The sequence below is a fragment of the Arthrobacter sp. H20 genome, assembly GCF_000520515.1.
GTDB lineage: Bacteria > Actinomycetota > Actinomycetes > Actinomycetales > Micrococcaceae > Arthrobacter_D.
This window is the reverse complement of record NZ_AZRY01000180.1, coordinates 15,621-29,606: the sequence shown is the minus strand read 5'-3', so window position 1 is coordinate 29,606 and position 13,986 is coordinate 15,621. Positions and strand designations below refer to the sequence as shown.

Genomic DNA, 13,986 nt, shown 5'->3' with positions numbered 1-13,986 from the left:
CCGCCGTTTCGGGTTAACTACCGCTGGGAGAGGATGACTGTGGCGATGTCATCGGCGTCGCGGAGCGTCCGCCCGCCAGCGTCGGCCGGCGTGTGAGCCTGGGCGGCGATCGCTGTCCCCCATTGCACAGAGGCGAGCTGCAGCCCAAGAACATACAGGTCGGGCTGCGGCTGGCCGGAGCCGCCGATCGCGCGGTAGGGCGGCAGGGTGACGTCCAACCCGGGCGAGCTCAAGGGTGCGCCGTCATGAGCCATCATCATTTTGGGTCGTACCAACCCGTCGTTGAGAAGTTGACGCAACAGCGGGGACAGGGTGCTGGCGGCCCGGTTGGGCGGCATCATGGCGTCCACGAGGTAGCTCGCCGAGACCTCCGCCCCCGCTACCCAGGGTGAGGACGCACCAAACCGCTCGGTATCCGCGTCGACGATGAATCTGGGGTTCGGTCCCACGAACTGCACCACACCCGCCCGCACCAGAGCGGCAAGTTGCGCAATCCGAAGGGAAGGCGGTCCGCTAGCCAGGCCTTCAACGAGCGGCTCGAACCATCCCCGCAGCTCAGTCATCCATGCCTGATCGGTCAACCCGCCGTCGGCAACCACCTGTTTGATGACTGTGCGGCCTGCATTCATGGCACCGATTGCCATCTTGAGGGGGCTGTCCTCCCCCTTGTGCGACTCAGTAACATCAGCGTCAAGGTAGTTCAGCACTGCTTCCTGATAGTCCCCGGGGCTGGCAAACCGACGGCCGGCAAAGGGGTGGCCTAGCCCCTCGACATCGAGGTGATGCGCCAGGGCCAGCTCGTCATCGAGTACCTCTCCCAGGGCCGCGGCCCAACCCGGCCCACTTACCTCAAGAGCGGTGTGGACCCGGTCAAGGAATCCGGTCGGGTCAGCCAGCAGCCGCTCCCCTGTCACCCGGACCAGGGTGGTGTAGTAAGTATTCAGCACATCGCGGTGCAGCAGCGGCCAAATATCGTGGTCGAAGCCCGGCTGGATTCCCTGCTCGGAGAAAGACCGCAGCGTCGCCAATGTGCAGTAGCGCAAGGAGACGCTGCGCGGAAGATAGCTATCCAGCTGCGCCTTCGCCCGGTACGGCACTCCCCGCCGTGATGCGGCAACAATCTGGGGCTCGCGTCCGGCAGGGTGGTACACCAGTTTCCCGCTGTCGTCGGGGGTGAACCGCCCCCCGCGCCCCTCGGTCAGCTGAATCATGACGTCAAAGAAATTCAGCCCCAGCCCCCGGATCAGGACCGGCTTCTTCGCAGGAAGCCTGTCCCAGTCAATATCTGCTGGCACGGCTGGCGGCCAGTACTGGAGGCTATACCGGGCAGCGCCGTCGCGCAGCGCAGCCTGTTCGGGGCTGAGATGCGCCGGGAGGTGCCCCAATGCCAGCACAACAGCGTCAACGGCAAGCTCCGATTCGTCGCCCAGCCGGAGCCGGTAGCCGGCGTCGTCCGGGGAGAGCTCCAACGCATCGGTGGGGTGATGAGTGACGGCGATTCCGTCCCCACTGGCTTCAAGCAGCTGACCATAGATCCAGCTGAGGTACCTGCCGTACAGCGCGCGGCTGGGGAATCCGGAGCCACCGAGCCGTGCCACTTCATCCCTGTCAGCGTCGGACAGGGACGGGTGCGGGTCAGTAGTCATCTGCACCCGCCAGTCGTCGAACGAGCACTCAACGATTGACTGAACGACGCCGCCCGCGGCCTGGCCGACCGGCACCACCGTGGGAAACAGCGACGGGGTGTTCATCAGGAAGAGCCTCGACTGATCGGGTCGCCAGACATGCCCGGGGCCGGGAAGCTCCGGGTCAACCAGGTGGATGTCCAGACCCGGCTGCGGACCGGCCCGGTGGGCCGACCACTGGGAGATGAGCCGTTCCAGGACCGAGGTGCCGCGGGGCCCCGCACCCACCACAGCTACCCTTATTTTCCGTCCCGTGTGCATTCGACAAGGGTATCCGCTGGGCCGCAGCGGTGAGGAACCGGGGCATCCACCGACCGCTCACCGACCGGTTCGGCGGTCCCGACGGGCGTGCATAGGATGGATTATGACCTTCACCACAGACCACCACCCCGGTCCCCCCTCCGACGACGAGTTCCTCTGGCTTGAGGACATCTATGGTGACTCACCCCTTGAGTGGGTTCGCACCGAGAACGCTGTCACCGAACGATTGCTCGTTACCGGGGAATTCCAGGACAGGGAGCGCGAGGCTCTGGAGGTTCTCGACTCGACAGATCGCATTCCGATGGTCGCCAAACGAGGCGATCACTACTACAACTTCTGGCGCGATAAGGAGCACCCCAAGGGGCTGTGGCGCCGCACCAGGTGGGACAGCTACGCCTCGGAGCAGACCGAGTGGGAGGTGCTGTTGGACCTCGATTCACTCAGCGCCGACGAAGACACCGAATGGGTGTGGGGCGGGGCAATGTTCCTGCGTCCCGTTGCCGGCGAGCCGCACCGGCGTGCACTGGTTGCGCTGTCCCCCGATGGAGGCGACGCGCGCCGGTTCCGCGAGTTCGACGTCGTCTCCCGCACCTTTGTTGCTGACGGCTTCGACATTCCCGCTGCCAAGAGCCGGATCAGCTGGGCCGGACCTGATGCACTCTACGTGGCCACCGACTTCGGTCCCGGCTCGATCACCACCAGTTCCTATCCGCGCACTGTGCGCACCGTGCAGCGCGGACAATCCCTCGATGACGCCGAACTGTACTTCGAAATCCCCGAAACCCACATGATGGCAGTGGTGATGCGGGACCAGACACCCGGATTCGAACGGGACATCGCCGTGGACACCATCGACTTCTACTCAAGCAGCACCCATCTCCGCCACGACGGCGAGTGGGTCAAGCTGGACGTTCCGGATGACGTAAACGTTTCACTGCATCGACAGTGGCTACTCCTGCGGCCCCGCACCGATTGGACAGTGGACGGCACAGTATTCCCCGCCGGATCGCTCCTCGGCGTCGACCTTGAGTCATTCCTTGCCGGCAACCGATCGTTGACCACGCTCTTCCGGCCCGACACACAGACCTCGCTGCAATCCTGGAGTTGGACTCGTGACTACCTCCTGATCAACCTGCTCAACGATGTGTCATCCGAAATCCGGGTCCTCAAACCGTCTGAGCAATGGCGGGCCGAGATCCTCGACGCGTGCCCGCCCCTCCATTCGGTTGACGCCTTCGCCGTCGATGATGAGGACGACGACGCCGGGAACGACTATTGGCTATTGGCCAGCGGGTTCCTGACCCCCACGACCCTGCTGCGGGGCACCATTGGCGGGACTCACACCCAGGTGAAGGGTACGCCGTCGTTCTTTAATGACGACCAATTCACCGTTGAGCAGCACTTCGCGGTGTCCAGGGACGGGACCCGGGTCCCGTATTTCCAGGTCGGGGCGCAGAACCTGGCGCTGGACGGCGAGAACCCCACCCTCATGTCAGGCTACGGCGGTTTCGAGAACGCAATGGTTCCGTCCTACTCGGGGGTAATCGGACGGGGGTGGCTGGAGCGGACCACTGCCAGCGGCAGGCATGGAGTGTACGTACTGGCGAACATCCGCGGCGGCGGGGAGTACGGTCCGGCCTGGCACCGTGCAGCACTGCATGCGAACCGGCATCGCGCGTACGAGGACTTCGCGGCGATCGCCGAGGATCTGGTGGCTCGTGGAGTCACTAGGCCAGAGCTCCTGGGCTGCACCGGACGCAGCAACGGCGGTCTGCTGGTGGGCAACATGCTCACCCAGTACCCTCACCTGTTCGGAGCCATCTCCTGCGGCGTGCCCCTGCTGGACATGCGCCGTTATACCCGCCTGTCAGCCGGCTACTCGTGGATTGCCGAGTACGGCGATCCCGACAAGCCCGAGGAATGGGAGTACGTGCAAACCTTCTCTCCCTACCATCTGCTGCGCACCGGGGTCAGCTACCCGCGCACACTGATCTGGACCGCCACCAGTGACGACCGGGTGGGCCCGGTCCAGGCGCGGAAGATGGCCGCACGGATGAGAGCAATGAACATTGACAACGTGTGGTTCCACGAAGCCCTGGAAGGCGGTCACGCCGGGGCATCGGATAACCGTCAGGCAGCCCGCATGCACGTCATGTCACAGGAGTTTATGTGGAAGGCGTTGAGCGGAGGGCTATAGCCGTCAGCGGTTTTGCTCTTGCCCGCTTCTTACGGGTAGCCTTGGGTGGCTAGTAATAGCCGCTGGAGACGTGCCAGAGCGGCCGAATGGGCTTCACTGCTAATGAAGTGTGGGCCTAAAGCCTACCGGGGGTTCAAATCCCCCCGTCTCCGCGTAGTTCACCGAGCACCCCGGTTCGTCATCGAACCGGGGTGCTCGTGGGTTTAAGCACGTGCCTAGCCCGCCGGAATCACGCCTTCAGCGCTAGGGCAAAGGGCAGCACCTCCTGTGCACCGGCGTCACGCAGCGCCTTACCAGCCACAGTTATCGTCCACCGGCTATCTGCCAGGTCGTCCACCAGCAGCACTGGTCCGGGGTTGGCAGCAAACCATTCCCGGCCCTCGTCCGGCACAGCGAAACGATCCCAGACGGCGGCAAGCCGGAACGCACTGTTGCCGCCCGGCGCTCCGGTAGGCCAGCCGTGAGGCGTTTGCAGAGCGCCGAGATATGGGATGCGGCCCACACCCGCGAGTCCCTCTGCCAGGGATTGCACCATCAGGGGGCGGCGCCGGGACGGCACGCTGACGACGGCGACTGGACGATTGTCCCAGCCCCACTGCGCCAAAACCGAGATGCAAGCCTCAATCGCCAACTGACCCAGCGGTTGATCAGCCGTGGTGTCAGCCAGCATTTCCCGCAGCCGGCTTCCCCACCCCAGATCCGTGAGCCGGGCCAGGGCCCGGCCCGGCGCATTCGCCTGATCAGCGGCGATACGCCCCTTGACCGGCACTGACAGTTTGTCCATGCCACTGGGCCACTGACCCCGTGGGCCCAATTCCACCCCCACCCGGCTGAGTGCCTTCTGGGCGCTATCTGAGGCGTCGTGTGACACCTCATCCGAGTACCAGGGGCCAGCGCAGTTGTCGCACCTCCCGCAGGGCGCAGCAGTCGGGTCGTCGAGTGCGGCCGCGAGATACTCCATCCGGCACGCCGCCGTGTTCTCGTAGTCCAACATGGACTTCTGCTCGGCGATCCGGGCTTTGGCTATCCGACCATAGCGCTCACTGTCGTACACCCAGGGCGTCCCGGTACTTTCCCAGCCGCCCTGCACCTTGCGGACGGCACCGTCCACGTCCAGGACCTTCAGCAGCAACTCCAGCGGAGTACGTTTGAGGTTGACCCGCGCCTCGAGCGCAGGCGTGGACAGAACCGTCCCAGACCCTAGTGCGTCGAGTACCCGGGTCGCTTTTTCCTCTGACGGCATCGAGGAGGTGGCGAAATACTCCCAGATTTCGCGGTCTTCGGTTCCCGGCAGGAGCAACACATCGGCGTTCGGCGTGCCACGGCCAGCGCGACCTACCTGCTGGTAATACGCCACCGGGGAGGACGGTGCCCCCAGGTGAACAACGAACCCGAGATCCGGTTTGTCGAACCCCATCCCGAGCGCGCTGGTGGCCACCAACGCTTTGACCTCGTTGCTCTTCAACGCTGCCTCGGCTGATTCGCGGTCTGCCGGATCGGTCCGGCCCGTATAGGCAAGTACCTGGTGCCCGTTCGCCCGCAACAGATGAGCCGTATCCTCAGCGGCTGCAACCGTCAGCGCATAGATGATTCCGCTGCCCGGCAGGTCATCAATGTGGGTCAATAGCCAGGCGAGCCGTGAGCGCGGGCTCGGCAGCCGCAGCACACCCAGCCGCAAGGAGTCACGGGCCAGGGTGCCACGGAGGGTGAACACCTCGGTGCCGTCAGTACCCAACTGCTCTTCAACATCGCTGACCACCCGCGAGTTAGCGGTGGCCGTCGTTGCCAGAACCGGCACACCCGGCGGCAACTGGGTGATCAGGTCACGCAACCGGCGATAGTCCGGGCGGAAGTCATGCCCCCAGTCGGAGATACAGTGAGCCTCATCAATGACCAGCAGGCCGGTCCGCCGGATCAGCTCGGGAAGGTGGCGTTCGCGGAACGCCGGATTGTTCAGCCGCTCAGGGGACACCAGCAGGACATCAACTGAATTGTTGTCGAGTTTGGTAGTGATCTCCTGCCAATCCACCTGATTGGCAGAGTTAATCGCTTCGGCCCGCACTCCAGCCCTCGCAGCGGCGGCAACCTGGTCCCGCATCAGAGCGAGCAGCGGGGAAACAATCAGGGTGGGCCCCGCACCCCGTGCGCGCAGGAGGAGGCTTGCGACGAAGTAGACGGCAGACTTGCCCCAGCCGGTTCTCTGGACCACTAAAGCCCTGCGCCCGCCGTTCACCAGCGCCTCGATCGCCTCAAACTGACCGTCGTGGAACTCGGCGTCGTCGCGCCCGACGAGGGTCCGCAGAATCCCGGCTGCCTGAACATGAAGTGTGGTGGTTTCGGCCATGAGCCCAAGTATTGCAGGCCACGCTGGCACCCGGTCAGGCGGAACACCAGGTGTGGAAATTTCTCCCGTCTCCCGCTCCACAGCTCTTGGCCGCCTGATGCCAGCGGCTAGACTCTCCCCGTGACTAAATCCTTTGACCTTTCAGCGTCCTTCAAGGCCTATGACGTCCGCGGCATCGTGGGCGAAAGCATCACCACCGAGATTGTCGAAGCAGTGGGCGCTGCTTTCGTTGACGTGCTCGATCTCGCTGGGACGACTGTACTGGTAGGCGGCGACATGCGCCCCTCCTCGCCGGAGTTCAGCACCGCGTTCGCCCACGGAGCCACCCGTCGTGGTGCCGACGTCGTCCTCCTGGATCTCATCTCAACTGACGAGCTGTACTACGCCAGTGGCACCCTGGACGCTGCGGGGGTTACCTTTACCGCCAGCCACAACCCGGCTGAGTACAACGGAATGAAAATGTGCCGCCCCGGTGCGGTGCCCGTGTCCTCGGAGACCGGGCTGGTGGAAATCCAGGCTCTTGCCGAGCAGTACCTGAACACCGGGTCGATTCCGGTGGCGGAGCGGACCGGCACCATCGGTGTCCGTGATGTCCTGGGCGGGTACGCGGAGTATCTGCGCTCCCTCGTAGACCTGTCCGGATCACGACCTTTGAAGGTGGTGGTCGACGCCGGGAACGGGATGGGCGGGCTCACCACCCCCGCGGTCCTGGGCGACACGCTGCTCTCCAAGCTCCCCCTGAATATCATTCAGCTGTACTTCGAGCTCGACGGCTCGTTCCCAAACCACCCGGCCAACCCGTTGGAGCCGGAGAACCTCAAAGACCTGCAGGCGGCTGTGGTCAGTAATCAGGCCGATATCGGGATAGCGTTCGACGGCGACGCTGACCGCTGCTTCGTGATTGATGAGCTGGGCAACCCCCTCTCGCCCAGCGCAGTCACTGCCATGGTTGCGCGCCGTGAGATAGCGCGGGCCCAGACAGCGGGTGAGAGCGCACCAGTCATCATCCACAACCTGATCACCTCACGCGCAGTTCCCGAGTTGGTGAAACAGCTCGGCGGGCGGCCCGTCCGGACCCGGGTTGGACACTCGTTCATCAAGGCGGTCATGGCTGAGGAGGGCGCTGTCTTCGGTGGAGAACATTCGGCCCACTACTACTTCCGCGACTTTTGGAACGCTGACACCGGCATGCTGGCCGCCATGCATGTCCTTGCCGCGCTCGGCGAACAGCCCGAGCCCCTATCCGACCTGGGCCGTGAGTACGAGCCCTACTTTTCCTCCGGCGAGATCAACTCACGGTTGGACGACGTCCCCTCAGCTGTGGCCCGGGTCCGCGAGGAGTTCGGCAACGACGGCGTCACCGTCGATGAGCTCGATGGCCTCACGTTTACCGCTGACGATGGGTCCTGGTGGTTCAACCTTCGCGCCTCGAACACCGAGCCCTATCTGCGCCTGAACGCTGAGGCCGTTAACCCGCAGATTCTGAGCACTTTGACCGAGGAGGTGCTGGCGCAGGTTCGGCAATAGATGACACTACTTCTCCGATCCCGCCACCGCGGTGAGCCTTGCGTGCATCGATCCATTGATCCACTGGCGTACCACCTCGTTGAACAACTGCGTATCTTCGACATTCCACACGTGGTGCATACCGGGAACGGTGGCGGCGACACCCTCGGGCGCGGCATCGGCGATCGCGGTCAGGGAGCCAATCACTGCGCGAGGTTCCCTGCTTCCCGCTAGCGCCAGCAGCCGTCCACTGTAGCCGGCCAGACCGGTCGGCAGTCCACCGGCGTAGACTTCGGCCAGCATGCGACGGGCATTCGAGCTGTCGATGCTGAGGCCGTGCTCCACATACAGGTGGTAGCTGTCCGCTGGGAGTCTGAACGCCCTGGCTTGAAGGTGCCAGAACCACGGCTGGTCCCAGCACCGGAGCTGAAGTCCGGCGACGGCGCCGGTCACGCCGCTGATGCCGAGGACTGCAGCTCCGCTAACTATCGCGCTGGTTACCGGCAGAGGATTTCTGGCCAGCAGTCGCAGGGCCACCACCGCTCCCAGGGAGAGTCCCACCAGGTGCACTGGGCCCTCAGCCTCAGTTCTGATCAACTCGGCAACCTCGTCCGCTGCATGATCCAGGCCGATCCAACTCTCTGCGGTCCGGGCACCGAAGCCAGGAAAATCAGGCGTGATGACCTGATAGTCGGTGAGATCCTCGACCTGGCGCTGCCACATCCAGTTAGCCACGTTTCCGCCGTGAAGGAAGACGACGCACCCGCGCGAGGTGCCGTGCGCAGGGTGCAGCACCGGGAACTGGAGAGCGCTCATTGGAGGCCCTCTTCGACCGCTTCGAGCCACTCCAGTTCGGCGCGCACGTGGCTGATGCCGTTCCGTAGCGTGGCAGACCTCATGTACTCTTCTCGATTCTTGGAGACGGGGGTGACCGACGGACCCAACTGGCTTACGAGCTCGTCAAGCATCGACTGCGCCGCCAGGCGGCGCGCCCACAGCAGAGCGAGGATGTCGTCGGGCTCAAGCGTTCCAGAGAAGAAGACCCTCGCAAGGAAGGGATCCCGTTCCCGGTAGGGATCAGGCGCCGACAGCAGCCATTCGGCGAGGGCCGTCCTTCCCGTATCGGTGATGTGGTGCTCCTGCCGATCCGGCAGGCCATCTTGACGCACTGTCATTACGACCGCGAGGTCATCCGCCACCAACCGGGCCAAGGTTCGGTAAATCTGCGCTTTATCGGCCGACCAAAAGTGGGCAACTGTCGTATCAAACCGCTTTTTGAGGTCGTAGCCAGTCATCGGCGCCACTGCTAGCATTCCCAGGATCACGTTGGACAGGATCATCCCAATAGTAGACCATACGTCTAGTAGACTTGTCCACTAGACGTATGGTCTACTCATCAGACGCCGAACCGCTCCCTAAGACCCTTCAACTGATCGTCAAGCTCGGTCGGGAGAGACTCCCCGAACCGTGAGTACCACTCCTGGATCCCCTGCAGCTCGGCTGTCCATTCCTCGGGATCCACCCGGACGGCGGCATCCACCGCTTCAGGAGTCATGTCGAGTCCAGTCAGATCCAGGGAATCCCCAGTGGGCACAAAGCCAATCGGGGTCTCGACGGCGTCCGCAGTGCCTTCAATCCGTTCGATGACCCACTTCATCACCCGGGAGTTCTCTCCGAAGCCAGGCCAGGCGAACCCACCATCTGCTGTCCTGCGAAACCAGTTCACCAGGAAAATCTTCGGCAGGCGCTCCTGGTCTGCCTTACCGCTGAGGGTGATCCAGTGGCGCAGGTAGTCACCGGCATCGTACCCGATGAACGGAAGCATGGCCATCGGATCGCGGCGCACCCGGCCCACCTCGCCGGCTGCTGCCGCAGTAGTCTCCGAGGAGAGGGTGGAGCCCATGAAAATACCGTTGGTCCAGTCGCGTGACTGGGTGACCAGCGGAACCGTGGTCTTCCGACGTCCGCCGAACAGGATGGCCGAGATCTCGACACCGTCAGGGTTGTTGAACTCGTCGGCAAGCATGTCGATTTGGTCAATCGGCGTGCAGAACCGTGCGTTCGGGTGAGCCGCGGTCGTGTCCGATGACGGCGTCCACTCCTTCCCCTGCCAATCGGTCAGGTGCTCAGGCACGTCGGCAGTCATCCCTTCCCACCACACGCCGCCGTCGTCAGTCAGTGCGACGTTGGTGAAGATGGAATTGCCCTTGGCGATCGCGCGCATCGCGTTCGGGTTGGTGAGCCAGCCGGTACCGGGCGCGACGCCGAACAGCCCGGCCTCCGGGTTAATGGCCCGCAGCTCACCTTCAGCACCGACGCGCATCCAGGTGATGTCGTCGCCGAGCGTCTCCACCTTCCATCCCTCGATGGTCGGGTCGAGCAGTGCGAGGTTGGTCTTGCCGCAGGCCGAGGGGAACGCCGCCGACACGTAGTAGGCCTTGTCCTGCGGGGAGGTTAGCTTGAGGATGAGCATGTGCTCTGCCAACCAGCCTTCGTCGCGGGCCATGACAGATGCTATGCGCAGTGCGTAGCACTTCTTGCCGAGCAGGGCGTTGCCGCCGTAACCGGACCCAAAGGACCAGATGGAGCGCTCCTCGGGGAAGTGGACAATCCATTTCTCCGCGTTGCAGGGCCATGACACATCCGCCTCACCCTCGGCGAGGGGCGCACCCAGGGAGTGCAGCGCCGGGACGAACTCAGCGTTGAGCTCGGTGATCCGCTCCAGCACCTCGGTACCGATGGTGGCCATGATGCGCATCGAACTGACCACATACGGGCTGTCGGTGATTTCCACACCAAATTTGGGGTTGGCCGCGTCAAGGTGACCCATCACAAATGGGATCACGTACATGGTGCGTCCACGCATCGAACCAGTGAAGAGGCCCCGCAGCTTCTCCTTCATCTGATCGGGGTCCATCCAGTTATTGGTGAACCCGGCGTCGCGCTCGTTTCGTGAGCAGATGAATGTCTGCTCCTCAACGCGGGCAACATCCGCCGGGTCGGAGAACGCCGCAAACGAGTTGGGGAACGTCTCGGGATTAAGTCGCGTCAGGGTTCCCGCGTCCACGAGCTCGTCAGTCAGGGCCTTGTTCTCCGACTCGGAGCCGTCGACCCAATACACCCGCTCAGGCTGAACCATGTCGGCAACTTCCTGGACCCACGCGAGTAGTCCTGAGTGGGTGGTCGGAGCTGGAACCTCCAGCCCACTGACTCGCACTACGGGCGTGTCGCTCTGATCGGTTGCGTCAGGATTCTTGTGATCAACCAGTTGGCGTACGGGATCGCCCATAACATGTCCCTTCGTTGGGTGGATGGTGTAACGATGCTATGGGCCATGTCACTCTGGGGCTGGCACCGCAGGAGTGGCTACGGGGCGTTGACCACTGGTATTTCCCTAGAATCCACGGAGGGCGAGCACTGTCAATAGTCGCCAATGTGATTAAGGTCACCTAGACCGGTCTAGTAGTGATCCTCTTTCCTGACCGTAATTCCACTAGCCCAGGGGCCCCCGCCACGACTAATTAGGCGTAGGTCGGCAATGGTTGTAAAGTAATCCAAGGCCAATAACAGTGCGAGTCGCGGTGAATATCGTAGACCTGTGCCGTGAAATTGACCAGTTTGCGTGCGTAGCTCAATGGATAGAGCACCTGACTACGGATCAGGAGGTTGGGGGTTCGAGTCCCTTCGCGCGCACAGTGCCCAGCACAGCCGGTAAATGCCCTTCGCCACCAGGCGGAGGGCATTTTCTCTTTCCCGTCGCGCAAAAGGTTGCCCAGTTGCTCCAGCAATGAAAAACTCAAGGCATGAGCGACTCCGAGGACTTCGACGTAATTGTGATTGGCGCTGGCGCTGTCGGCGAAAATGTGGCGGACCGCGTGGTGAAGGCAGGGCTGTCGGCCGCCCTCATCGAGGCCGAGCTGGTGGGCGGCGAATGCTCCTACTGGGCCTGCATGCCTTCCAAAGCACTACTCCGCCCAGGCACCGCCCTGAAGGCAGCGTCGACAGTTGCGGGGTCGAGGGAAGCGGTCACGGGTACCCTCGACGCGCAGCAGGTATTGAACCGCCGCAACCAATTCACTTCCAACTGGGACGATTCCTCGCAGGCCGAGTGGGTGAAGGACAGCGGCATCACCCTGGTACGCGGTACCGCACGGCTCACGGGTGAGCGCGCAGTTGAGGTGACGCACGACGACGTCGTAACCGCCATGAGTGCCCGGGTCGCGGTTGTTCTGGCTACCGGCTCCACCCCCACCATCCCGCCAGTCAATGGCCTGGATGCTGTCGACTTCTGGGGCACCCGCGAAGCGACCTCGGCGCCCCAGATACCCCAATCGTTGGCTGTCCTCGGTGGCGGTGTTGCGGGCGCTGAGCTGGCACAGGCCTTCTCGCGGCTCGGCGCGAAGGTCACCATCATCGCCCGGAGCGGACTCCTGTCCAATTTTCCGCAGCCGGCCGCTCAGCTAGTGCAGAACGGACTGGAGGGCGACGGCGTCGAGGTGCTGACCGACACGGCCACCGAGTCGGTCCGGCAGGCGGCCGACGGCACGGTGACCATTTCGCTGGCGGGGGGCCGCGCTGTGACAGCAGAGAAGCTGCTGGTTTCCACTGGGAGGCGTCCCGCCCTGGCCAACCTAGGCCTGGAGGATCTTGATCTTGACCCGAAGAAGCTAGTCATTGATGCGTCCGGGCGGGTCCGGGGCGCCGACTGGCTCTACGCCGTCGGCGATGCGGCGGGCAAGGTCCTGCTGACCCACCAGGGCAAATACGAGGCCCGGATGACTGGCTCGGCGATCGCGGCACGGGCAGCGGGAACCCTCGGTGAAACGGTCGAGGACTGGAGTGCCTACGCAGCTTCAGCCAATGAGTATGCCGTCCCGCAGGTGGTCTTCACCGATCCAGAGATCGCCATGGCCGGCAGGACAGTGAAACAGGCCCAGGAGGCTGGCATCATCGTCAGTGAAACGTCACTGGACATTGCTGTGGCTGGGTCTGCCCTGCACTCAGATGGCTATCAAGGGTGGGCGCAGATGGTGGTTGACGAGGACCGGAAGGTGCTGATCGGCGCAACCTTCGCTGGCCCTGATGTAGCCGAGCTCCTGCACGCCGCGACCATCGCCATAGCTGGAGAGGTCCCGCTGGAGAGGCTGTGGCACGCGGTGCCCGCCTACCCGACGATCAGCGAAGTCTGGCTGCGGCTCCTCGAAAAGTATGGTCTCTAGGCCCGCTGGACCACGAAGTCGGTCATCACGGCGTCCCGACCGTCCAGCTCCGCCCAGCCCTGATCGTGCTGCAACACTGACAGGCCCGACGTCGGATAGTGGGTTGCCATCTCCATCACCGCGTCCTCGTTGGAGTCTACGGAGGCCAGGCGCATAGCGAGTTCCTGAACCCCGGGCATGTGAGTGATCACCAGGAGACTGGTGACCGTTTCCGGAACGTGGTTGATCAACGTCAGGATCGACGATGCGGAGGCCGAGTACAGGCGCTCCTCAAGTTTCGGGGTGGGCGCCTTATCTCCGAGCTCCTTGCAGATCCAGGTGCACGTCTGGCGGGTCCGTAGCGCCGACGAGCAGAGAATGAGATCAGGAACTGCGCCGTGCTCCACCATCCACAGGCCGGGCAACGGCGCGTCCCGGTGGCCGCGGGAACTCAGCGGACGCTCAAAGTCCTCAACGTTGCGGGGCCAGTCCGATTTGGCGTGCCGCAGCAGCATGAGCCGTTTGAGGTGATGGTTTGCCATGGCCTGAAGTCTATGGGGTTTCCTCGGCAGTACCTCTATGCAGCCAACCAACAGAAAGAGCGGCTTCCCGGCTCTCGCCCCGGGAAACCGCTCCGATCTGTGGGTCAGCGGTCGGTGTACCGCTTCGGTCGATGATCCCCACACACTGGCTGAGACGGAGGCGAGGAGGTTCGTTGGGGAGTCCCACCCCCGCCTCCGGCTCTATGCTTCAGTGCTGGTGACTGCACCGACCTGAGAATTTCTTCCCTGCAAT

9 protein-coding genes and 2 tRNA genes are annotated in these 13,986 nt (G+C 63.5%); 5 read left to right on the top strand and 6 right to left on the bottom strand.

Going from position 1 to position 13,986, the window contains the following annotated elements:
• Positions 1 to 17 precede the first annotated feature (17 nt).
• Complete coding sequence (locus Y703_RS0100655) at positions 18 to 1,946, bottom strand: FAD/NAD(P)-binding protein (protein WP_026551195.1); 1,929 nt, start codon at positions 1,944 to 1,946, stop codon at positions 18 to 20.
• A 103-nt stretch (positions 1,947 to 2,049) separates the two neighbouring features.
• Between Y703_RS0100655 and Y703_RS0100650 the strand changes: the two genes are divergently transcribed.
• Together Y703_RS0100650 and Y703_RS0100645 are read left to right on the top strand one after the other, a co-directional pair.
• Positions 2,050 to 4,143 (top strand): prolyl oligopeptidase family serine peptidase, encoded by a 2,094-nt coding sequence (locus Y703_RS0100650; protein WP_026551194.1) that lies wholly within the window; start codon positions 2,050 to 2,052, stop codon positions 4,141 to 4,143.
• Positions 4,144 to 4,207: 64 nt separating this feature from the next.
• Positions 4,208 to 4,295 (top strand) — tRNA-Ser (locus Y703_RS0100645).
• Positions 4,296 to 4,372: 77 nt separating this feature from the next.
• Here Y703_RS0100645 and Y703_RS0100640 read toward each other — a convergent pair.
• Positions 4,373 to 6,487: a RecQ family ATP-dependent DNA helicase gene (locus Y703_RS0100640; protein WP_026551193.1), complete on the bottom strand. Its 2,115-nt coding sequence runs from the start codon at positions 6,485 to 6,487 to the stop codon at positions 4,373 to 4,375.
• A 120-nt stretch (positions 6,488 to 6,607) separates the two neighbouring features.
• Here Y703_RS0100640 and Y703_RS0100635 point away from each other — a divergent pair, with 120 nt between their 5' ends.
• Complete coding sequence (locus tag Y703_RS0100635; protein WP_026551192.1) at positions 6,608 to 8,014, top strand: phosphomannomutase/phosphoglucomutase; 1,407 nt, start codon at positions 6,608 to 6,610, stop codon at positions 8,012 to 8,014.
• A 6-nt stretch (positions 8,015 to 8,020) separates the two neighbouring features.
• On the opposite strand, the gene Y703_RS0100630 is transcribed toward Y703_RS0100635, so the two are convergent.
• The 3 genes from Y703_RS0100630 to Y703_RS0100620 are packed head-to-tail and all read right to left on the bottom strand — an operon-like array spanning position 8,021 to position 11,282.
• The gene (locus tag Y703_RS0100630) at positions 8,021 to 8,809 is read right to left on the bottom strand and encodes an alpha/beta fold hydrolase (RefSeq protein ID WP_026551191.1); all 789 of its coding nucleotides are present in this window, start codon (positions 8,807 to 8,809) and stop codon (positions 8,021 to 8,023) included.
• Positions 8,806 to 9,333, bottom strand: coding sequence for a PadR family transcriptional regulator (locus tag Y703_RS0100625; protein ID WP_026551190.1), 528 nt, complete (start codon positions 9,331 to 9,333; stop codon positions 8,806 to 8,808). The genes Y703_RS0100630 and Y703_RS0100625 overlap by 4 nt, the downstream gene beginning before the upstream one ends.
• Positions 9,334 to 9,389: 56 nt before the next feature.
• Complete coding sequence (locus Y703_RS0100620; RefSeq protein ID WP_253907884.1) at positions 9,390 to 11,282, bottom strand: phosphoenolpyruvate carboxykinase (GTP); 1,893 nt, start codon at positions 11,280 to 11,282, stop codon at positions 9,390 to 9,392.
• Between the two features lie 331 nt (positions 11,283 to 11,613).
• On the opposite strand from Y703_RS0100620, the gene Y703_RS0100615 reads away from it, so the two are divergent.
• A tRNA-Arg gene (locus tag Y703_RS0100615) sits at positions 11,614 to 11,686 on the top strand.
• 110 nt (positions 11,687 to 11,796) lie between these two features.
• On the top strand, positions 11,797 to 13,212 hold the full coding sequence (locus Y703_RS0100610; protein WP_026551188.1) for a dihydrolipoyl dehydrogenase family protein: 1,416 nt from the start codon (positions 11,797 to 11,799) through the stop codon (positions 13,210 to 13,212).
• Here Y703_RS0100610 and Y703_RS0100605 read toward each other — a convergent pair.
• Positions 13,209 to 13,733, bottom strand: coding sequence for a SixA phosphatase family protein (locus Y703_RS0100605; RefSeq protein WP_026551187.1), 525 nt, complete (start codon positions 13,731 to 13,733; stop codon positions 13,209 to 13,211). The genes Y703_RS0100610 and Y703_RS0100605 overlap by 4 nt on opposite strands.
• Positions 13,734 to 13,986 lie beyond the last annotated feature (253 nt).